Here is a 21,754-nt window from a genome sequence, read left to right as displayed (position 1 = left end):
TCCGGTCGCGCGCTCGGCACGGGGGACCTCCCGCGCGTTTGTCTAATACCCCCGTGGGTATATAGTGGCACGTATGGACTACGCAATGAGCACCACCGTCAAGAGGCCGTTCGCCGACACGCTGGAGGCGACGAGGAACGCCTTGGTCGACCAGGGCTTCGGCGTCCTGACCGAGATCGACATGGCCGCCACGCTGAGGACCAAGCTGGGCGCCGACATCCCCGAGCAGGTCATCCTCGGGGCCTGTCGTCCGGCCCTCGCCCTCGCGGCGGTCCGGGCCGAGCCCTCCGTCGGTGTGCTGCTGCCCTGCAACGTCGTGGTCCGGGCCGTCGACGACACGACCGTCGTCGAGGCGATGGACCCGGACGTCATGGTCACCATGACCAGCAACGACGACCTCACCGGCGTAGCGTCCGAGGCCAGGCAGCGGCTGAGCGCCGCGCTGGCCTCGCTCGGCACGCCGGACGTCGCCTGACACCTACCGAGAGGACCATCACCATGATCACGCTGGACTCCGAGGACATGGCTCCCGTCGTCAACCGCCTCCGCCGCGCCCAGGGCCAGATCGGGGGCGTCATCCGGCTGATCGAGGAGGGCCGGGACTGCAAGGACGTCGTCACCCAGCTGGCCGCGGTCAACCGGGCCCTGGACCGCGCCGGCTTCGCCATCGTGTCCTCCGGCATGCGGGAGTGCCTCAGCTCCTCCGAGGGGATGACCGCCGAGGACCAGGCGGCCATGGAGAAGCTCTTCATGACGCTCGCCTGACCCCGCCCCCACCGCCAGCTGAGGCCTGCGCTTGCGCAACACGTCCGACGAGGAGGAGACGTCAGTCAGCAGACAGCACAGCCTGACCCGTCAGGCACCAGACACTGTGCCCACCCCAGGTGATCTGCGCGACCGACTAGCGGCGCGACGTCATACCTGCCCGTCTATAGTGCAAGGAGCCCGCATTTCCACCACGTCAGAGGAGAGAATTGCCGTGAGCACCTACACCCTTCCCGACCTCGCCTACGACTACGGCGCGCTCGAGCCGCACATCAGCGGCGAGATCATGGAGCTGCACCACAGCAAGCACCACAAGGCCTACGTCGACGGCGCCAACGCGGCGCTGGAGAAGCTGGCCGCGGCGCGCGAGTCCGGCGACTTCGGCACGGTGCCGATGCTGGAGAAGAACCTGGCCTTCAACCTGGGCGGCCACACCAACCACTCGGTCTTCTGGCAGAACATGTCCCCCGAGGGCGGCGACCGTCCCGACGGCGAGCTGGCCGCAGCCATCGACGAGCACTTCGGCTCCTTCGACGGCTTCAAGGGTCAGTTCGAGGCGGCCGGCACCACCATCCAGGGGTCCGGCTGGGCCGTGCTGTCCTGGGACTCCATCGCCCAGGGCATGCGCGTCTTCCAGCTCTGGGACCAGCAGGGCAACGTGCCGATCGGACAGACCCCGCTGCTCATGCTCGACATGTGGGAGCACGCCTTCTACCTGCAGTACAAGAACGTCAAGGCCGACTACGTCAAGGCCTGGTGGAACGTCGTCAACTGGGCGGACGTGACCAAGCGCTTCCAGGCTGCGCGCACCGGCACCGCGGGGCTCATCGTCCCCGCCTGAGCACGAGATCTGCCGTTCCGACGGGGCGGAGGGCGTGAGCCCTTCCGCCCCGTCGGCGCGTCTGGGGATAGTCTGAGCCGCACTCCGAAGGACCCGACGCGGAAGGCCAGGTCATGCAGGTGCAGTGGTGGGGCGTCATCCCCTTCGCCATCATGCTCGCGACGATTGCCGTCGCACCGCTCGTCCCCGCGACCAGGGAGCTGTGGGAGCGTCAGCGCGTCCAGCTCCAGGTCTCCCTGCTGCTCGGCCTGCCGGTCGCGATCTGGTTCCTGGCGGCCAGCGAGGGCCAGGCCGTGGTGCATGCCCTCGTCGAGTACGGCCAGTTCATCATGCTCCTGCTCGCGCTGTTCGTGGTCTCCGGCGGCATCTTTCTCGCCGGTGACATCCGGGCGACGCCGAGGGTCAACACGGCCTTCCTGGCGGTCGGGTCGGTGCTGGCCTCGTTCATCGGCACGACGGGTGCGGCGATGCTGCTCATCCGCCCGCTGCTCAACACCAACGCCGAGCGGGTCCATCGTGTGCACACCGTGGTCTTCACGATCTTCATCGTGGCCAATACCGGCGGGCTGCTCACGCCGCTGGGCGACCCGCCGCTCTTCCTCGGCATGCTGCGCGGCGTCCCGTTCACCTGGACCTTCAACCTCTTCCCGGAGTGGCTCTTCGTCAACCTGGTCCTGCTGGCCACCTACTACGGGCTGGACCACCGGCTGTGGCGCAGCGAGCCGAAGGAAGCCCGTCAGCGGGACACCACCCGGGTCGAGCCGCTGCGCGTCCACGGCGCCATCCACTTCCTCTACCTGGCGATGATCGTGCTGTCGGTCGCCTTCGCCCCCAGCGTCGACGTGCAGGCGATCGAGGAGGGTCACGCGACCTGGTACCAGTGGATCCCCTGGCGCGAAATCATCATGCTCTCGGTGTCCATGGCCTCCTTCTTCACCGGTCCGCGCACCGCGCGCTTCCGCGACAACCGCTTCACCTGGGGACCGATCCAGGAGGTTGCCGCGATCTTCATCGGCATCTTCCTGACGATGATCCCGGCGCTGCGCTACCTGGCCCAGGTGGCTCCCGAGCTGCCGCTGAACCGGTTGACGTTCTTCTACTTCACCGGTGGGCTCTCCGCGGTGCTGGACAACGCACCGACCTACCTGACGTTCTTCGAGATGGCCCAGCAGCTGGGGGGCGAACCCTCCGTCGCGGAGGTGTGGGAGCCGTTCCTGGTCTCGATCAGTCTCGGCGCGGTGTTCTTCGGCGCGGTCACCTACATCGGCAACGGGCCGAACTTCATGGTCAAGGCGGTCGCCGACTCGGCCGGCGTGACCATGCCGTCGTTCGGGGGCTACGTGGTTCTGGCGTTCCGCTACCTGGTGCCGGTGCTCGTGGCGATGTCGCTGATCTTCATCAGTGGTGTCGGCTGGGCGCAGATCGCCGGCTGGGTGCTCACCGGGCTGCTCCTGCTGCGTGCCCTGCGCAGCCTGGTGATGAAGCCGCGGCAGGAGACGCGCGTCGAGGACGCGAGCTAGCGCTGCCGCGAGCGGCGCCCCGGCTGCACGACCGCGTCCGAGGAGGGCCCGATCAGTCGACCCCGTGGAGGGCCGCCATCTCGGCCTCCATGACGTCCTCCTCCTCGGCGTCGAGGCGGACGTGCGCGAGCAGCGCGAGAAGGACCCTCAGCGCGGCCGCGGCCCGCTCGCCCCACGACGACAGGTAGCTGAACTGCCACCACCACATGGCCTCGGTCCGGTGGCCGGCCTCGTAGTGCAGCGCGCCGTGGTGCAGGTCGTCGGCGATCGCCACGAGGTCGGCCGACAGGGAGCCGCTGGCCACCTCGGCGGACAGGACGGGGTCCTCCAGGTCGCAGTAGGTGTCCACCCCGCCGAGCAGCTCGAGGAGCCGCTCGTGCAGACCGTCCAGGTCCGCGTCGGGGCCGGGGTCGGGCTCGAAGCGCTCCTCCGGGACCACGTCGACGAGCGCCCCGAGGCGGGCACCCGCACCGCAGAGCTGACCCACGGCGAGGAGCAGCACCGGCAGCGCCGCCTCTGGCACCTCCCCCGAGGTCACCTCCCGCAGCGCGGTCACGTAGGCCGACACCTCGTGCTGCATCTCCCGGGCGAGCTCGTCCCAGCCCTCGTCGACGATCGTGTCCATGCCCCCACACTAGGCTCAGCCGGCCTCCGGCGACACCGGTGACGACCGCACCACCACGAGCAGCGTGACGTAGAGCGCGGCGAGGAGCAGGGGCGAGACGCTGACGGCGAAGAACGACCCCACCGCCCACACCACCGGCCAGACCACGAGCAGCCAGCGCGGCACCATCCCCACGCGCCAGGATCCGGCCGAGCAGAGAGCGACGCCGACCCAGCTGAGCGCGGTGGACGCGACATACGTCGGGCCGCCCTGCACGTCCTGGCCGGCGAACAGGCTCGCCAGGAGGACCGCGCACAGCGCGGCCATCGTGACGCCGACGAGCCCCAGCCCGACCTGACCGAGCCGGCCGTCACGCCGGTCCTGGACGAGACGGACACCGGCGAGGACGAGGACCGCGCCCACGGCGACCGGCAGGCCGCTCGCCGTGAGCCAGTAGTCCGCGGCGTACCGGTAGGGCCCGTCCGCGGTGTTCGTGGCCACAGCGAGGACCGCGGCCTCGGTAATGGCCCCGACGACGCCCACGGCGACGCCGACATGGAGGAGCCCCTGACCCCTCCGGCGCACCGCGGCGTCCGCCAGGGCTGTCGGCGTCGGACGGGGTCGGCCGGCTGGGACGGTGGTCATGAGGTCCTCCTTCGAACGGACGCCCTCGACGCTAGGGACGTCCGGCGTCCGTGTCGTCGGTACCAGGACCGACCTCGCGTCGTCCGTCCGGTGTCGTCCTCACGGAGGACGCCGTGCCGCACGCCGCGGTCCTATGCTGCAGACGTGACCAGGCGCCAGTCCGGGTCCCCCCGCACCGCGGACCGGTGGCTCGCAGCCGCCGTCGTGGCAGCCGCCGCGGCCGAGGCGCTGGTGCGCGCCCACGACCACGGGTCCCCCGCGCTGCTCCTCGGGCTCGTGGGGGCCGGCACCTTCGCGCCGGTCGCCTGGCGTCGGGTGCGGCCGCTCGCGTGCGTGGGCACGCTGACCGGTCTCGCCCTCGTCGGCTCGCTGCTGCAGCGCTGGGCGCAGGTCCCGGTGACCGACTCCGCTGTGGGCGTGCTGGTCCTCGTCGTGGCCGCCTACAGCCTGGGTGCGTATGCCGCACGCCGCGCGCTCCTCCTCGGCGCACCGCTGCCCGCCGTCCTCGTCGTGGCCACCGACCTCCTGGCGGGGACCGGCCGGAGCACGGGCGCGGCCGTCGTCTTCGCCGTCCTCTTCGTGGTCGCGGTGCCCGTGTGCGCCGGCCGGCTCGTGCGGGCCCGGCGCACGGCGGCCGGCGAGTTGCGGCGACGCTCTGCCGAGCTGCTCGCGGCGGGCGATCAGGGAGCCCGGGAGGCGGCCGCACGGGCGCGGCTGGCCGTGTCCAAGCAGGTGGGTCAGGAGCTGCTGGTCGGGATGGCGGCCCTGACCGTGCGGGTCGACGCCGCCGCGCGGGCACGGGAGATGGAGCGAGGGCTGGACGGCGCCGAGATCGCCGGGATCGAGCAGGATGCGCGCGCCCTCCTGGTGCGGACGCGCCAGGCGGTGGTCTCGCTGGTTCCCGACCCTGATCCCGACATCCCTGCCCTGGCTGTCCCGCTCACCGCGACCTCGACCGGCCAGGCGACCTCCGGCCGGGTCACCGCCGGCCCCGCAGGTCCGTCGCCCTGGCGCCCCGCTGCCGGGGCCAGGTCCTGGACCGCGCTCGCCGGGTCGGTCGTGGCCGGCACCCTCCTCCTCGAGCTCCCGCACCTCGCGGTGCGGGTGCCGCTGCCGCTGGCGGTGCTGGCCTGCGTCGCCGTGACCCTCCCGCTCGCGCTGGCGTGGGCCTCACCGCTCCTCCTGACCGCGTGCTTCTGGGCGGTCGTCGTCCTCGTCGGCTCCTTGGTCGCGGACCTCGACGGCAGCCTGACGGGGGTCGCTCTCGCGTTCGTGCCGCCCTTCGTCGCGGCCGCCCTCGTCCGCCGGGCACTCGGACCTCTCGCGCTCGCCACCTGCCTCGTGGGTCTGCAGCTCACGCTGGGATGGCCCGGGCTGGGCGACGCCCTGGTCGTCGTCCTCCTCAGCTTCGCCGCCGGAGCGGCCATGCAGGAGGGCAGCAGGCTCGTCCACGACCTGCGCCGGAGCGCCGACGAGATGGCCCGGCAGCACGAGGCCGCGGCACGTACCGCCGGGATGGATGAGCGCGGACGGCTGGCCAGGGAGCTGCACGACGCGCTCGGTCACAGTCTCACCGTCGTGGTCCTCCAGGCCGGGGCCCTGCGCCGTGCCAGGGCGGCGCGGGGGACGCCGGCGCCGCGCCCGACGGGAGCGCCGCTCCCGACGACGGGGCCGGGTCCGACGGCGGGGCCGGTGACCGACCACGAGGCAGAGACGCTGGCCGCGATGAGCCGTGCTGGCCACATTGGCCTGGCCGAGCTCACGGCCGGTCTGGGCAGCGGGCAGGACGACGACGTGCCGACCCCGTGGACGGACCCTGGACGCCCCGGCCTCGCAGCGGTCGGCGAGCTGCTGGAGCACGCCCGGGACTGCGGGCTGAGCGTGCGCGCGGAGCTGTGCGACGCCGACCCGCTCCTGGACGCGGCCGGCCGGGTGGCGCTCTACCGGGTGGTGCAGGAGTCGCTGACCAACGTGCTGCGCCACGCACCGGCCGCCGAGGTGCGAGTCAGCGTGCTGTCCGGCGAGCGGACCGTGGACGTGCGCGTGAGCAGCACCGCCGGAGAGCGCCACGCAGGCCCGTCGGACCCCGCCCGCCGCGGGCTGCTCGGCATGGAGGAGCGGGTACGGGCCTGCGGCGGCCGGCTGGAGTGGAGGGCCGTGCCGGCCGGTGGGTTCGACGTGCGGGCCATCCTGCCGCTGACGAGGGCACCGGCATGACCGCCGGCACGACCCCCGGCACGGCCCCCGGCACCATCCGGGTCGCGATCGCCGACGACCAGGACCTCGTGCGCTCCGGCGTGCGCGCCATCCTGGAGACGGAGCCGGACCTCGTCGTGGTGGGCGAGGCGGCGGACGGCCAGGAGGCGGTCGCGCTCGTCGCCCGCGAGCACCCCGACGTCCTGCTCCTCGACGTGCGGATGCCGCTGCGCGACGGGCTGAGCGCGGCGCAGGAGATCGTGGCCGCCCACCCCGGGACCGCGGTCCTCGTGCTGACCACCTTCGACCTGGACGAGTACGTGCACGCCGCACTGCTGGCCGGCGCCGCCGGTTTCCTGCTCAAGGACATGCCGGGCGAGGAGATCGTCGACGCGGTCCGGCGGACCGGGCGCGGCGCCGACGCCGTGCTCGCGCCGGCCGTCATCCATCGGCTCGTCGAGCGCTTCACAGCGAGGACCCGGGTGGCGCCGGACCGCCTGGAACAGCTCACCGCGCGCGAGCTGGACGTGCTGCGGCTCGTCGCCGAGGGCCTGAGCAACGCCGAGATCGCCGGCCGGCTCTACGTGGCGGAGACGACCGTCAAGACACACGTGGCCCGGCTCCTCATGAAGCTCGGCCTGCGCGACCGGCTGCAGGCCGCCGTCCTGGCGCACGAGACGGGCCTCGTGGGCCGGTAGGCCACCGGGCCGGCCGCCGGATCAGGTCGTCGGCGCGCCGCCGGAGAGCAGGCGTCGGCCCTCGAAGGCCCGCCCGAGGGTGACCTCGTCGGCATACTCCAGGTCGCCCCCGACAGGCAGCCCCGAGGCGAGCCGGGTGACGCGCACGCCCTCGAAGGCGGCCAGCATCCGGGCCAGGTAGGTCGCCGTCGCCTCCCCCTCGAGGTTGGGGTCGGTGGCGATGATGACCTCGCCGACCTGGCCGTCGGCCAGCCGCGCGACCAGCTCGCGCACGCGCAGGTCCTCCGGGCCCACGCCGCCGATCGGGTTGATCGCCCCGCCGAGCACGTGGTAGCGGCCGCGGAACTCACGGGTCCGCTCGATCGCGGCGACGTCCTGGCTCTGCTCCACCACGCAGATGAGCGAGGTGTCGCGCCGCGGGTCCAGGCAGATCCGGCAGCGCTGGGCCTCCGCGACGTTGCCGCAGACCTCGCAGAAGCTGACCTTCTCGCGGATCTGCACCAACGCGTCCGCCAGCCGGGTGATGTCCTCCGGGTCCGCGGTGAGCAGGTGGAAGGCGATCCGCTGGGCGCCCTTGGGGCCGACGCCGGGCAGCCGGCCGAGCTCGTCGATCAGGTCCTGGACCACACCCTCGTACACAGGGGCCGAGCCTATGCCGTCCGGCTGCGTGCGCCGAGCAGCGCCGCGCGCAGGCCGACGACGTCGTCAACGACGTGGTCTGCGCTGGACAGCGCCTCGCGGGTGCCCGCACCCCAGGTGACGGCCACGGCGGTCATGCCTGCGGCCCGCGCGGCGAGCACGTCGACGACCGCGTCGCCCACGTAGGCGCAGCCCGCCGGTGCAGCCCCCACCCGCCGGGCGCCCTCGAGCAGCGGCGCGGGATCTGGCTTGTGCACGCTGGTGTCCTCCATCCCGACGACGTGCTCGACCTCCGGCAGGCCGGTCACGCGCATCCCGCGACGGACCGTCTGGCGCCCCTTGGATGAGACCACCGCGACGGGTATGCCGTACGCCGTGAGCTCGGTGAGCAGGCCGGCCGCCCCCTCGACGGCGCGGATGAGCGTGTCGTGGTGGAGCAGGTTGTGCTCGCGGTAGCGGAGCACCAGCTCCTCGCCCCGGCCGGGGTGGCGCTCCTCGAGGACGTCGATCAGGGTGCGCCCGATCCAGCTGCGCATCTCGGCGTCACCCACGGGGACCTCCAGCCCGTGGAGGGTGTGGCGGTAGGAGGCGAGGATGAGGGGGATGGTGTCGGCGAGCGTGCCGTCGAAGTCGAAGAGCACTGCCTCCCAGGGTCGGTCTGCGAGGATCATCCGGGCAGGTCCGGCTGCCGCTGGTTGTACTCCCCTGCCCACTCCTGGCCCGACATGGCCAGGATCGCGGCCATCACCTCGTCGGTGAGCTGGCGGCGCGCCCGGCCCTGCGGCATGCCGGAGAACCGGTCGCCCACCTCGATCGGCGCACCGAACTCGACCCGGACCCTGGCCCGGCGGGGCAGCCGGGAGCCCACCGGCATGATCTGGTCGGTGCCGGTGAGCGCCACCGGGACGACCGGGCAGCCGGACTCCAGCGCGAGCCAGGCCACGCCGGTGCGTCCGCGGTAGAGACGACCGTCACGGGAGCGGGTGCCCTCGGGGTAGATCCCGAACGCCCCTCCCCCGCGGACGTGCGTCAGCGCGAGGTCAAGGGACTCCTGCGCGGCGCGGACGTCGTCGCGGTTGACGGGGATCGAGCCGACGCCGGTGAACCACTCACGGCTGATCCAGCCCTTGACGCCGGTGCCGGTGAAGTACTCGGACTTGGCCAGGAAGGCCACCTGCCGCGGCGAGGTGAGGGGGATGACGACGCTGTCGGCGAAGGACAGATGGTTGCTGGCGAGGATCACGCCGCCAGTCGCTGGGACGTTGTCGGTGCCGACGACCTCGGGGCGCCAGATGAGGCGGGCGAGCGGGGTCGCCACCGGGTGGAGCACCTCGTAGAGCATCTCCGTCCTTTCAGGCCACGGGATCGTCGTTGATGGCGATGACGGTACCGCCCAGGACGTGCTCGATCACCGGCTGCCCGACCACTCCCGAGGTGGCGAGGTCCTCGTCGTCGTCGCTGGGCGCATCGCCGTCGGGAGCCGGCCGGGCGGGCGCGGAGGCCTGGGGCTGCTCCGCGACGGTGACCGCGTCACGGGTGACGGGCTGACCCGTGGTCCGAGCGTCAGCCTTGGCGTCGGGCTCGGGCTCGGGGTCGCCGGTCGCCCACGCCGGGGCGGAGGCCGACCGCGCCTGCTGGGACCAGTCGGGTCCGGCAGCGTGCGGTGTGCGACGGCTGGCGCCGAGCTGGTCGGCCATAGAGGGGGCCGGTGCAGCCTGCGCGGGGGTCGGGGCCGCCGCCGGGTCGTCCGCCGAGGGACGTGCCGGACGTGCTGGGGCACGGGGCGGGGCCGCGGAACGGGCGGCCGCGTCTCCCGCTGCAGCCTGGCCGGCCCGGGTGCGGATGCGTCCCGAGCGCGGACGGTCCTCGAGCGGCGGCGGGGCCGCACCCTGGGGGTCCGTCGGCTGCTGCTGCGGCGCCAGGTGCTGCTGCGGCGCGGCGGGCTGCGGCGGGGGTCCAGCCTGCGGTGACCCGCTCTGGGGGCGGCCCGCTCCGGAGACGACCGCCTCGACCTGGGCGTCGAGCGCGATCGACTCGATGAGCGCCTGGCGCAGCGCCTCCTGGTGGGGCGTCCCGATGAAGTGGCGGATCCAGTTCTCGTCGGGCATGCCCAGCAGCACCCGGCGTCCGTCGTAGTCCAGGAGCACAGCCATCTGCAGACCGCTCCACGTGCGCCTGCTGATCTGCCGGACGTGCTCGAGCACGTCCGGCCACTGCCGCCGCAGCGCGGCGGTGTCGAGCGCGCCGGGCGCCGACCGGTCGGTCGGCTGAGGCTCGGACGTGGGGGCGGGCTCCTGCGACGGCGGCGGTCCCGACTGCGGCTGCGGCCGCTCCTGCTCGGGCCCGGGCTGCGGGGGTCCGGGTGCGGCTCCCTGACCAGCTGCCGCCTCCTCGGGCGCCGGTCGCGGGGCCGCCTGCGGTGCCGCTGCGGGCACCTGCTGCGCCGGGGCGGGCTGCTGCGCCGGGGCAGGCTGCTGCGGCGCTGCTGCGGGTTGCCCGCCCGAGGACGCGGCGAGGCGGCGCTCGATGCGGTCCAGGCGCACGCCATACCCCTCCTCGCCCGCGGCGGAGGGGAGCAGGAGGCGGGCGACGAGGAGCTCGAGCATGAGCCGGAAGGACACCGCGCCGGTCATCTCGGACAGGCCGTGGCTGACGACGTCGGCGGCGCGGGAGAGCGCCTCGGCGCCCTGCACCGAGGCCTGGTGGCGCATCCGGTCGATCTGGTCGGCCGGCAGGCCGGGCAGCAGTCCCCCGGCGGCGGCCGAGTCGCCGACCGCCGAGAGCACGATGAGGTCGCGGTAGCGCTCGAGGAGGTCCTCGACGAACCGGCGCGGGTCGTGCCCGGACTCCATGACCCTGTCGACCTGCTGGAAGACCGTGGCCGCGTCCCCGGCGGCGACCGCGTCCACGACCGCGTCCAGCAGCTCGACGTCGGTGAACCCCAGCAGCGCGGCCGTCCGCTCGTAGGTCAGCCCCTCCTCGCCGGCGCCGCTGATGAGCTGGTCCAGGACCGACAGCGAGTCGCGGACCGAGCCACCACCGGCGCGCGTGACGAAGGACAGCACCCCCGGCTCCAGCGCCACGCCCTCCTGCCCGCTCACCTGCTCCAGGTAGGCACCCAGCCGCTGCGGTGGGACGAGATGGAAGGGGTAGTGGTGGGTCCGCGACCGGATCGTGGCCAGGACCTTGTCCGGCTCGGTCGTGGCGAAGATGAACTTCACGTGCGGCGGCGGCTCCTCGACGACCTTGAGCAGCGCGTTGAAGCCGTTGGGCGTCACCATGTGCGCCTCGTCGATGATGTAGACCTTGTAGCGCGACTGCGCCGGCCCGAACGCGGCCCGCTCGCGCAGGTCACGGGCGTCGTCGACGCCGCCGTGGCTGGCCGCGTCGATCTCGATCACGTCGACCGAGCCGGCCCCGTCCCGGGCGAGTGCCTCGCAGGACTGGCAGGTGCCGCACGGCTCCGGCGTGGGCCCCTGCTCGCAGTTCAGGCAGCGGGCCAGGATGCGCGCGCTGGTCGTCTTGCCGCACCCGCGCGGCCCGGAGAACAGGTAGGCGTGGTTGACCCGCCCCGACCGCAGCGCCTGCATCAGCGGCTCCGTGACGTGCTCCTGGCCGATGACGTCGGCGAAGGACTCGGGCCGGTAGCGGCGGTACAGGGCGGTGCTCACGGTCCGACCCTAACGGCCGCCGCTGACAACCGGCCCGCCCGTCCACAGGTCGGCGCTCCGGGACCGACGGACCGACCCCGGGGTACGGCGCGGCTCAGGTCGTCGGGCGCAGCACCGTCATCCGGTGCGCGGCCCGGGTGAGCACGACGTAGAGGGCCCGCACGCCGCCGGCCGCCTCTGCGACGATCTCGTCGGGGTCGACCACCAGGGTGGCGTCGTACTCCAGGCCCTTGGTCGACAGGGGGTCGACGACGACCACCCGGTCGGCCACGCCCTCGAGGCCGACGAGCGGTGCACGCCATACCTCGGGGACGACCACCGCGACCTGCCCGTCGACCTGGCCGAGCAGGTCCTGGAGCGCATCGCGGGCCGCGGTCGTCACCTCCTCGCGCGGCACGGACAGCTCGACCGGGTCGTGACCGGTCTCGCGCACCGCGCGCGGGATGTCCGCGTCCGGCACGTGCTCGCGCACCATGGCGGCCGCGTGGTCGAAGATCTCCCGCGCGTTGCGGTAGTTGATGTCCATGTGGAAGGCGCGGCGCACGCTGCTGCCGAAGGCCTCCTCGCGCGCCCGGGCCGCCTCCTCCAGGTCGTCCCAGGACGCTTGTGCCAGGTCGCCGACGACCGTCCACGAGGCCCACCTGCCCCGGCGTCCGAGCATCCGCCACTGCATCGGCGAGAGGTCCTGGGCCTCGTCGACGAGCACGTGGGCGTACTCCTCCGGGGAGCCGATCCGACCGGCGAGCAGCCGGGTCAGCGGATCCCGGGAGATGCGCTCGGTGCTGGTCGGGTCGACCGCGACGACCACCGGCCGCCCGTCCTCGTCGGTGGCCTGCTGCTGCTGCCCGAGGTCCAGGCCCGCGCCGGTGCGCAGCGCGGCGACGCCGTACTGCGAGGCGTCCTCGAGCTCCTCGATCTCGTAGAAGCCGCGCTCCTCGCTGGGCAGGTCGACGACCGGACCCAGCCGGGCGTGCAGGTCGTCGACCAGCGCGACGTCGGCCGCCGTCCACGATCCCTCCTCCAGCGCGCGCCGGTAGGACTCCGCGAGCAGCCGCGCCTCGTGCGGGTCCGCCCCCAGCCGTCGGGCGAGCGCCTCGTCGGCCAGCCAGAGCAACGCCTGGCGCGGGTCGACCGGCCGCCACCACTCCCGGGCGAAGGCCTCCACGTCGCCGGAGTCGGTGAACCGGTCCACGAAGTCCGCGCGCTCGCCCGTCTCCGTGTCCACCTGCTCCCAGGCGGCCTCCGCGAGGGCCTCGACCGCCGCGTCGTAGGAGGTGTTGCGGTGGTGCGAGCGCAGCACGCGGGCACGGACGCGGCGCAGGTGCTGCTCGGTGAGCCGGATCGCGTGCCCGGCGACGAAGGTCCGCAGCTGGGTCGGCGCGTCCGGCACGGGCTCCTTGGCGAGCCCGGCCAGCAGGCGGCGCACCCGCAGCGAGCCCTTGACGGCCGCGGTGGGCGGCGGGTCCAGCCGGGTGGCGGTCATCCCGGCCACGACGTCGCCGAGCGAGCGCAGCGAGACGCTCTCCTCGCCCAGCGAGGGCAGGACGCGCTCGATGTATGCCGTGTAGGCGGCCGAGGGACCCACCACGAGCACCCCGCCGCCCTCGAACCGGCGCCGGTCGGAGTAGAGCAGGTAGGCCGCGCGGTGCAAGGCCACCACGGTCTTTCCGGTGCCAGGGCCTCCGGTGATCTCGGTGATGCCGCGCGCGGGGGCACGGATGGCCTCGTCCTGGTGCCGCTGGATGGTGGCGACGATGTCGCGCATGCGCGCGCCCCGGCTGCGGGTCAGCGCCGCCATCAGCGCCCCGTCGCCGACCACCACGACGTCGTCGGGCGCCTCGCTGACCATGAGGTCGTCCTCGATGCCGACGACCTGCTCCCCCCGGCAGCGCAGGACGCGCCGACGCACCACGCCCAGGGGGTCCACCGGCGTGGCGCGGTAGAAGGGCGCCGCCGCCGGCGCCCGCCAGTCCACGACGAGCGGCTCGTAGTCGTCGTCGCGCACCCCGAGGCGGCCGACGTAGCGCACCTCGCGCTCGGCCGAGCCGGCGCCGTCCTGCCCGGTGCCGTTCCCCGCGCTGCCGTCCTGCCCGTCGTGGTCGAGGTCGAGACGGCCGAAGACGAGACCCTCGTGCTGGTGCTCCAGGGAGGCGCGGCGCTTGCTCGCGGCATACACCAGGGCGTCCCGCTCGAAGAGCCCGGCCAGCTCCTCCTCCCGCGGGTCACCGGTGCCCGGCCGGTCCGGGCGGGCCCTGGCCATGCCCTCCGCGTGCACGAGCTCGACGCGTTCGGCCGCCTTGGCCAGCTCGGCGTACACGCGATCCACGTGCGCCTGCTCGACCGCGATCTCGGCGGCGACGATGTCGTTGGTCGTGGCCCTCACTCGCCCACCCTTCGTCCGACGTGCTCCCCCGCAAAGCGAACACTCTATCCGTTGACTCTGCGGCCGACCACCTGCACGGCCACCGGCCGCGTCGTCGCGCCCGGGTGCGGGAGATGCTCTAGATCCAGCCGCGGCGGGCCGCCTGCACGCCGGCCTGGAACCGGGTGGCCACCCCCAGGTGGTCCATCAGCCACCGGACCCGGCGCTCCACCGTGCGGACCGACACGCCCGTCTGCCGCGCGATGACCTTGTCGCTCGCGCCGGTGGTCAGCAGCGCCAGGATGCGCTGGTCACGCTCGGGCAGCGGGATCCGCTCGTGCGGCGTCAGCTCGCTCTCGAGCCCCGCCGCGTAGGGGGTCGCCAGCCCCCAGATCTCCTCGACCAGCCGGGTGAGCGCCCGCACCGGGGGCCCGAGCCGCACCTCGAAGGAACCCTCGCCCTCGCCGTCGTGGGCGGTGAGGTCCACCAGCGCGGCAGCGTCGGCCACGACCGTGGTGAACGGTATGCCGTTGGCGACGGCCACCTGGTGCCCCTCCGCCCGGCTCCGTCCGATGTGGGACAGGGCCGCGGCGCTGTCGAGCAGCTCCGTGTCCAGGACCAGCCGCACGTCGGCGCCGGCCCGCACGGTGAGCAGGCCGGGGACCTCATCGACCCGCTCCAGCAGCCGGACCGCGGCCGGCGAGGCGTCGAGGACCAGCCAGACTCGCGAGGAGGCCAGGCGGTGGAGGGCGACGACGTGGTCGACGATCTCCTCCACGCCCTGGAGCATCTGCAGCCCCACCGGCGGGAGGGTGGGCCGCTGGCCGACCGCCCGGCGCCACAGCGCCTCGACCTCGCTCGCGGTGGCGCGCGCCATGGCGGCCCGATGCTCCATCCGGTCGGCGTTGCGGGCGATCGCCTCGCGCGGGGGAGGGACGTCCCACGCGTCGGGGTCCGCCGTCCGCTCCAGCAACCCGCGGGCCACCAGCTCGCCGGTCGCCATGGTGATCGCCGCATCCTCCAGACCGGCCGAACGCAGACCCTCGCGGCTGGGCATTCCCAGCCCGATGGCGATCACGTAGACGCGGGAGACGAAGTGCTCGTAGGCCTCGCCGAAGACGTGCGGCTCGAACGGACCGGGATCGGTGGGGGCGGCGACGGAAGTGACCACGCAGGCCATCATGGCGGATCTCCGCCATTGTCGCCATCCCGTCACGGCCCGAGATGACATCTGCCGAGACGATGTGTCAGAGTGGGTCTACCGGCTTCGGCCGGGCGCAGGGAACGTGAGAGTCGCCGGGCATGCCCCCCATCAGTCCGGCTGACCCTGCCCTGTGACGTGGCCCTCCTGGGAGATACCCCCCCTGCCTTCCAGGAGGGCCACACTTATCTCCCGCGCCGCCAGCCCTCTCCCCGCACCGGCGCCGCCCGCCGCGGCCGGTAGGCTCGACAGGCGTGAAGGTCCTCCTCCTCGGCTCCGGTGCCCGTGAGCACGCCCTGGCCCTCTCGCTCTCCTCCGACCCGGCCGTCGAGCACCTCCTCGCCCTGCCGGGCAACCCCGGCATCGCCGAGGTCGGCACGTGCCTGGCCGGCGACCCGTGCTCCCCGGAGGCGGTCACCCGGCTCGCCCGCGCCGAGCGGGTCGACCTGGTGGTCGTGGGCCCGGAGGCACCGCTCGTGGCCGGCGTCGCCGACGCCGTCGTCGCCGCCGGGATCCCCTGCTTCGGCCCCTCCGCGGCCGCGGCCCGGCTCGAGGGCAGCAAGGCCTTCGCCAAGGAGGTCATGGCCGCCGCCGCCGTGCCGACCGCCAGCTGCCACGTGTGCGGCACCGACGAGGAGGTCGCCGCGGCGCTGGCAGCCACCGGAGCCCCCTACGTCGTCAAGGAGGACGGGCTCGCGGCGGGCAAGGGCGTGGTCGTCACCGCGGACCGCGGCGAGGCCGCCGCGCACGCGGCCGCGTGCCTGTCCCGCGAGGGCGGCCGGGTCGTCGTCGAGGACTACCTCGACGGACCGGAGGTCTCCCTCTTCTGCCTCAGCGACGGCACCACCGTGGTGCCGCTCGCGCCCGCCCAGGACTTCAAGCGCGTCGGCGACGGGGACACCGGCCCCAACACCGGCGGGATGGGCGCCTACAGCCCGCTGCCGTGGGCGCCCGAGGGCCTCGTCGAGGAGGTCCTGCGCACCGTCGCGCGGCCGACGGTCGAGGAGATGGCCCGCCGCGGCACGCCCTTCGTCGGGGTCCTCTACGTCGGGATCGCGCTGACCGCGGCGGGGCCGCGGGTCGTGGAGTTCAACGCCCGCTTCGGCGACCCCGAGACCCAGTCGGTCCTCGCACGGCTCGAGACGCCGCTGGCGGGCGTGCTGCTCGCCGCCGCCGAGGGGCGCCTGGCCGACCTGCCGCCGCTGGAGTGGTCACCGCGCAGCAGCGTCACCGTCGTCGTGGCCGCCGAGGGCTACCCCGGGTCGCCGGTGACCGGCCGTGAGATCACCGGCCTCGAGGAGGCCGGGGAGGTCGAGGGCGTGCACGTGCTGCACGCGGGCACCCGCCGGGACGAGGACGGTCGCCTGCTCTCCTCGGGCGGACGCGTGCTGTCGGTCGTGAGCGTGGCCGACGACCTGGCCGGCGCCCGGGAGCGCGCCTACGGCGCGGTGCACCGCATACACCTCGAGGGGTCCCACCACCGCGGCGACATCTCCCGCGCCGCCGAGCAGGGCGGGGTGGAGGTGCCTCTCGCCGTGGTCTGGCCGACGACCGGCGAGGACGGCGAGAGCCCGGTGGAGGTCGTCGGGCACGAGCTGGTCCACTCCGGCAAGGTGCGCGGCCTCTACGTGCCGCTCGACCCGCAGACCGGCGGCCGCGACGACCTCCGGCTGCTGCTCGCCGCCTCCGACCGGATCAGCGCCTACGACCACGTCCTGTCCACGCCCATCCCCGACAAGGGCAGCGTGCTGACCCAGATGTCGCTGTGGTGGTTCGACCAGCTGGCCGACCTGGTCCCGCACCACGTCGTCTCCACCGACGTCCCCGAGGAGGTCGCCGGCCGCGGCGTCTATGTGCGACGGCTGCGGATGCTGCCCGTCGAGTGCGTCGCCCGCGCCTACCTCACCGGCGGGGGCCTCGCGGAGTACGCCGCCACCGGCACCGTGTCGGGCGTGGCCCTGCCGGAGGGGCTCGTCGACGGGTCGCGGCTGCCCGAGCCGGTCTTCACGCCCAGCACCAAGGCACCCGTCGGCGAGCACGACCAGCCGATCTCCTTCACGGACGTCGAGGCGCTCGTCGGGCCCCGCCTGGCTGCCCGCCTGCGCGACCTCACCGTCGCGATCCTCGTGCGCGGCAACGAGATCGCCGCCGGCCGCGGCATCCTCATCGCCGACACGAAGGTGGAGTTCGGGGTGGACCCGCAGCAGCTGGCCGACGCCCTGGGCATCCCCCTCGAGCAGGCCACCGAGGGCGAGGTCGACTGGGCGGGGGTGGACCCCGACGTCGTCGCGGTCGTGCTGGCCGACGAGGTGCTCACGCCCGACTCCTCGCGCTTCTGGCGCGCGGACGAGTGGGCACCCGGGCGCACGCAGACCTCGTACGACAAGCAGGTCCTGCGCGACTGGCTCACCTCCCCGGCGAGCGGGTGGGACCGCGCCTCCGACGCCCCGCCGCCACCCCTGCCGGACGACGTCGTCGCACTGACCCGGGACCGCTACGTCGAGGCCTACGAGACGCTCACCGGGCGCGCGTTCGACCCGTCCGGCACCACCTCCTCCACCGCCCAGGAGTCCTGAAGCATGGCCGTGCACGACCACCAGCTGACCGTGTTCCCCGGCGGGTCGGCCCTGTCCGACTTCCGCGCGCAGGCGCTGCTGCGCCGGCTGCGCTCAGTCGCCCCGAAGGTGGGCGCGGTCTCCGCACGCCACGTGCACTGGGTCGCCTCCGACGCCCCGCTCTCCGAGGACGAGCACGCCGCGCTGTCGGCGATCCTGACCTACGGCGAGCCGTGGACCGGCCACCGCCAGCAGGAGTCCTCGGCCGTGCCCGGACCTGGCGAGGAGGTCGTGGTCGTGGCCCCGCGGCTGGGCACCATCTCGCCCTGGGCCAGCAAGGCGACCGACATCGTCCACAACTGCGGCATACCGATCCACCGCGTCGAGCGGGTCACCGAGGTCCACCTCGGGCTCGTGGGCGGGGCCGGGCTGACGGCGCAGGAGCGCGACGCCTGCGCGGCCGTGCTCCACGACCGGATGACCGAGACCGCGCTGCCGACGCGTGAGGCCGCCGCGGCGCTGTTCACCGAGCAGGACGCCCCGGCGATGGAGCACGTCGACGTCCTCGGGCGCGGTCGTGAGGCGCTCGTCGAGGCCGACCGTGCGTGGGGCCTGGCCCTGGCCGAGGACGAGGTCGACTACCTCCTCGAGGCGTTCACCGGGCTGGGCCGCAACCCCACCGACGTCGAGTTGACGATGTTCGCCCAGGCCAACTCCGAGCACTGCCGGCACAAGATCTTCAACTCCGACTTCGTCATCGACGGGCAGGCGCAGGAGCGCTCGCTCTTCGGGATGATCCGGCACACCGAGCAGGTCAGCCCGCAGGGGACGGTCGTGGCCTACAAGGACAACGCCTCGGTCATGGAGGGCGGCCGGATCACCCGGTGGGCCCCCGAGGGCGGGGCCGACGCGGGCGCCGCCGGGCTCTCGGGCCCGAGCCGCTACGCGCGCCGCGAGGAGGACGTCCACATCCTCATGAAGGTCGAGACGCACAACCACCCCACCGCCATCTCCCCCTTCCCGGGCGCGGCGACCGGCGCCGGCGGCGAGATCCGCGACGAGGGTGCGACCGGTCGCGGCTCGGCGCCCAAGGCCGGCCTGGGCGGGTTCGTCGTCTCCAACCTCCACCTGCCCGGCACCTGCGAGCCGTGGGAGTCCGAGCGGTATGGCGCACCCGGGCACCTCGCGACCCCGCTCGAGATCATGATCGAGGGCCCGATCGGTGCCGCGGCCTTCAACAACGAGTTCGGCCGGCCCGTGCTGGGCGGCTTCTTCCGGGTCTACGAGCAGACGGTCGACGGAGTGCGCCGCGGCTACCACAAACCGATCATGAGCGCCGGCGGCCTGGGCTCCATCAGCGCCTCGCAGACCGAGAAGATCCGCTTCCCCGCCGGCACGCTGCTGGTGCAGCTCGGCGGTCCCGGCATGCGGATCGGCATGGGTGGCGGCGCCGCCTCGTCGATGGCCTCGGGCGTCAACGCCGCCGAGCTGGACTTCGACTCGGTGCAGCGCGGCAACCCCGAGATGGAGCGGCGCGCCCAGGAGGTCGTCAACCACTGCGCGTCGCTCGGCGCGGACAACCCGGTGCTGGCGATCCACGACGTGGGCGCCGGTGGTCTGTCCAACGCCTTCCCCGAGCTGGTCGACGACGCCGGCCTCGGCGCGCGCTTCGACCTGGACGCGGTGCCGCTGGAGGAGTCGGGCCTGTCGCCCAGGGAGATCTGGTCGAACGAGAGCCAGGAACGCTACGTCCTGGCGATCGCACCGGAGTCTCTCGAGGTGTTCCGTGCGCTGTGCCAGCGCGAACGGGCACCCTTCGCGGTCATCGGCGTCGCCCAGGACGACGGGCAGCTGGTGCTGCGGGGCGAGGGCGACGGGGACGACCCGCTCGTCGCCGTCGACATGCCGATGGAGGTCCTCCTCGGCAAGCCGCCGCGGATGACGCGCGACGTCGCCCGGGTGGAGCGTTCCTCCGCGGAGATCGACCTGTCGGGACTGGACGGGTCCGCGGTGCGGGACACGGCATACGCGGTGCTCCGCCACCCGAGCGTGGCGTCCAAGCGCTTTCTCATCACGATCGGTGACCGCACGGTCGGAGGACTGTCCCACCGCGACCAGATGGTCGGCCCGTGGCAGGTGCCCGTGGCCGACGTCGCGGTGACCCTGTCCGACCACGTCGGCCTCGCCGGTCAGGCGATATCGTCAGGGGAGCGCACGCCGCTGGCCTCCGTCGACGCGCCTGCCTCCGGCCGGATGGCGGTCGGCGAGGCGCTGACCAACCTGCTCGCCGCGCCCGTCCCCTCGCTGCGCGACGTCAAGCTCTCCCTCAACTGGATGGCCGCCTGCGGCGAGGAGGGGGAGGACGCCGCGCTCTACGACACGGTGCACGCGGTCGCGATGGAGCTGTGCCCTGCCCTCGGGATCGGGGTGCCCGTCGGCAAGGACTCCCTGTCGATGCGCAGCACATGGACCGACGAGGACGGCGCCACGCGGCAGGTGACCTCGCCGGTGTCGCTGGTGGTCTCGGCCTTCGCCTCGCTGGACGACGTGCGGGGCGTGCTCACGCCGCAGCTGCACGCCGGGTCCGAGCTGCTGCTGCTCGACCTCGGCGCAGGACGTCGCCGCCTGGGCGGGTCGATCCTGGCGCAGGTGCGCGGAGAGTTCGGCGGGACGGTGCCGGACCTCGACGACCCGGCACGGCTGACCGACCTGGCCGACGCGCTCGGCGAGCTGCGGGAGAAGGGGCTGGTCACGGCATACCACGACCGGTCCGACGGCGGCCTGTGGGCCGCGCTGTGCGAGATGGCGCTCGCAGGTGCGGTGGGTCTGGACGTCGAGGTCCCCACGACCGCCGGCCACGGGGTGGCGGCACTGTTCACCGAGGAGCTCGGGGTGGTGCTCGAGGTGCCCGCCGACCGGCTGCAGGATGCTGGCGACGTCCTCGACGCGCACGGGCTCACGCCGCTGATGCATCACCTGGGCCGGTCGACGCAGGAGCGCCGGGTGCGCGTGCGGGCGGGCGGCGTCACCCTCGACGAGCCGCTGCGCGACCTGGCGCAGGCGTGGGACGAGGTCTCGTGGCGGATCGCGGCGCTGCGCGACAACCCGGAGTGCGCCGACGAGGAGCACGCCGTGTTCGGGGCGGACGACGACCCCGGGCTGTCGGTGCGCCCCAGCTTCGACCCGGTCGACGATGTCGCGGCCCCCTACCTCAACCTCGGGGCCCGGCCAGCCGTGGCGATCCTGCGCGAGCAGGGCGTCAACAGCCACGTCGAGACCGCGTTCGCCTTCGACCGTGCCGGCTTCGACACCTACGACGTGCACATGACCGACCTGCAGAGCGGACGTTTCGACCTCGGCGACGTCGTCGGTCTGGTGGCCTGCGGCGGGTTCTCCTACGGCGACACGCTCGGCGCGGGCGAGGGCTGGGCGCGCTCGGTGCTCTACAACGAGCGGCTCAAGGACTCGTTCACCGCGTTCTTCCACCGCGAGGACAGCTTCGCGCTCGGGATCTGCAACGGCTGCCAGATGTTCGCGGCCCTGGCCGACCTCGTCCCCGGCGCGGAGGCCTGGCCGCGGTTCACCCGCAACCGGTCCGAGCAGTACGAGGCCCGCCTGTCGATGGTCGAGGTGCTGGAGTCGCCCTCGATCTTCTTCGCCGGCATGGCCGGCTCACGGCTGCCGATCGCGGTGGCGCACGGCGAGGGTCGAGCGGACTTCTCGGCCGGCGACGAGGCGTCGGTGCTGCGCGCGATGCGCTACGTCGACAACCGCGGGCGCGTCGCCACGGCATACCCCTCGAACCCGAACGGCTCCCCCGGCGGACTCACCGCGGTGACGACGCCCGACGGACGGTTCACCGCGATGATGCCGCACCCCGAGCGGGTCCAGCGCAACGTCCAGATGTCGTGGACCTCGGCGCCGGTCGAGGAGGTCAGCCCGTGGCTGCGGATGTTCCGCAACGCGCGGGTGTGGGTGGGCTGACCCCTCCTCGGACCCGAGCACCGAGAAACGACACAACGTCGGCGGGGAACTGCCTCGTCGGACAGGCTTGAGC

General features: G+C 73.6%; 16 protein-coding genes. 8 read left to right on the top strand and 8 right to left on the bottom strand.

What is annotated here, in order from left to right:
- The first annotated feature begins 73 nt into the window (after positions 1-73).
- From DV701_RS14180 to DV701_RS14165, 4 genes are all read left to right on the top strand, one after another.
- Positions 74-475 carry a DUF302 domain-containing protein gene (locus DV701_RS14180; protein WP_114929171.1) on the top strand — a complete coding sequence of 134 codons (402 nt, stop codon included), beginning with the start codon at positions 74-76 and terminating at the stop codon, positions 473-475.
- Between the two features lie 26 nt (positions 476-501).
- Positions 502-765 carry a metal-sensitive transcriptional regulator gene (locus DV701_RS14175; RefSeq protein WP_202863731.1) on the top strand — a complete coding sequence of 88 codons (264 nt, stop codon included), beginning with the start codon at positions 502-504 and terminating at the stop codon, positions 763-765.
- Positions 766-979: 214 nt separating this feature from the next.
- Positions 980-1,606, top strand: coding sequence for a superoxide dismutase (locus DV701_RS14170; RefSeq protein ID WP_114929169.1), 627 nt, complete (start codon positions 980-982; stop codon positions 1,604-1,606).
- A 113-nt stretch (positions 1,607-1,719) separates the two neighbouring features.
- Positions 1,720-3,126: a sodium:proton antiporter gene (locus DV701_RS14165; RefSeq protein ID WP_114929168.1), complete on the top strand. Its 1,407-nt coding sequence runs from the start codon at positions 1,720-1,722 to the stop codon at positions 3,124-3,126.
- A 52-nt stretch (positions 3,127-3,178) separates the two neighbouring features.
- Here DV701_RS14165 and DV701_RS14160 read toward each other — a convergent pair whose 3' ends face one another.
- Together DV701_RS14160 and DV701_RS14155 are read right to left on the bottom strand one after the other, a co-directional pair.
- Positions 3,179-3,751, bottom strand: a complete 573-nt coding sequence (locus tag DV701_RS14160; RefSeq protein ID WP_202863546.1) for a DUF5063 domain-containing protein — start codon at positions 3,749-3,751, stop codon at positions 3,179-3,181.
- 15 nt (positions 3,752-3,766) lie between these two features.
- Positions 3,767-4,375, bottom strand: coding sequence for a hypothetical protein (locus DV701_RS14155; protein ID WP_162803054.1), 609 nt, complete (start codon positions 4,373-4,375; stop codon positions 3,767-3,769).
- 144 nt (positions 4,376-4,519) lie between these two features.
- On the opposite strand from DV701_RS14155, the gene DV701_RS14150 reads away from it, so the two are divergent.
- Positions 4,520-6,592 (top strand): histidine kinase, encoded by a 2,073-nt coding sequence (locus DV701_RS14150; RefSeq protein ID WP_162803053.1) that lies wholly within the window; start codon positions 4,520-4,522, stop codon positions 6,590-6,592.
- Positions 6,589-7,269, top strand: coding sequence for a response regulator (locus DV701_RS14145; protein WP_114929165.1), 681 nt, complete (start codon positions 6,589-6,591; stop codon positions 7,267-7,269). Before DV701_RS14150 ends, DV701_RS14145 begins: the two co-directional genes overlap by 4 nt.
- 21 nt (positions 7,270-7,290) lie before the next feature.
- On the opposite strand, the gene recR is transcribed toward DV701_RS14145, so the two are convergent.
- From recR to DV701_RS14115, 6 genes are all read right to left on the bottom strand, one after another.
- Positions 7,291-7,908, bottom strand: a complete 618-nt coding sequence (gene recR, locus DV701_RS14140; protein WP_114929164.1) for a recombination mediator RecR — start codon at positions 7,906-7,908, stop codon at positions 7,291-7,293.
- Between the two features lie 11 nt (positions 7,909-7,919).
- On the bottom strand, positions 7,920-8,579 hold the full coding sequence (locus DV701_RS14135) for an HAD family hydrolase (protein ID WP_114929163.1): 660 nt from the start codon (positions 8,577-8,579) through the stop codon (positions 7,920-7,922).
- Entirely contained in the window at positions 8,576-9,250 is a 675-nt protein-coding gene (locus DV701_RS14130) for a lysophospholipid acyltransferase family protein (protein WP_114929162.1), read from the bottom strand. Before DV701_RS14130 ends, DV701_RS14135 begins: the two co-directional genes overlap by 4 nt.
- 10 nt (positions 9,251-9,260) lie before the next feature.
- The gene (locus DV701_RS14125) at positions 9,261-11,579 is read right to left on the bottom strand and encodes a DNA polymerase III subunit gamma and tau (RefSeq protein ID WP_114929161.1); all 2,319 of its coding nucleotides are present in this window, start codon (positions 11,577-11,579) and stop codon (positions 9,261-9,263) included.
- A gap of 94 nt (positions 11,580-11,673) precedes the next feature.
- A complete protein-coding gene (locus DV701_RS14120; RefSeq protein WP_114929160.1) occupies positions 11,674-13,962 on the bottom strand; it encodes a HelD family protein in 2,289 nt (762 codons plus the stop codon).
- A 118-nt stretch (positions 13,963-14,080) separates the two neighbouring features.
- Positions 14,081-15,112 (bottom strand): helix-turn-helix transcriptional regulator, encoded by a 1,032-nt coding sequence (locus DV701_RS14115; protein WP_162803052.1) that lies wholly within the window; start codon positions 15,110-15,112, stop codon positions 14,081-14,083.
- Positions 15,113-15,396: 284 nt separating this feature from the next.
- Here DV701_RS14115 and purD point away from each other — a divergent pair, with 284 nt between their 5' ends.
- Both purD and purL read left to right on the top strand, forming a co-directional pair.
- A complete protein-coding gene (gene purD, locus DV701_RS14110) occupies positions 15,397-17,718 on the top strand; it encodes a phosphoribosylamine--glycine ligase (protein ID WP_114929157.1) in 2,322 nt (773 codons plus the stop codon).
- Between the two features lie 3 nt (positions 17,719-17,721).
- A complete protein-coding gene (gene purL / locus DV701_RS14105) occupies positions 17,722-21,681 on the top strand; it encodes a phosphoribosylformylglycinamidine synthase (protein ID WP_114929155.1) in 3,960 nt (1,319 codons plus the stop codon).
- The last annotated feature ends 73 nt before the right edge of the window (positions 21,682-21,754 follow it).

This window comes from Ornithinimicrobium avium, from assembly GCF_003351765.1.
Lineage (GTDB): Bacteria > Actinomycetota > Actinomycetes > Actinomycetales > Dermatophilaceae > Ornithinicoccus > Ornithinicoccus avius.
The sequence above is the reverse complement of the archived record's forward strand: the minus strand, read 5'-3'. Positions and strand labels throughout refer to the sequence as shown.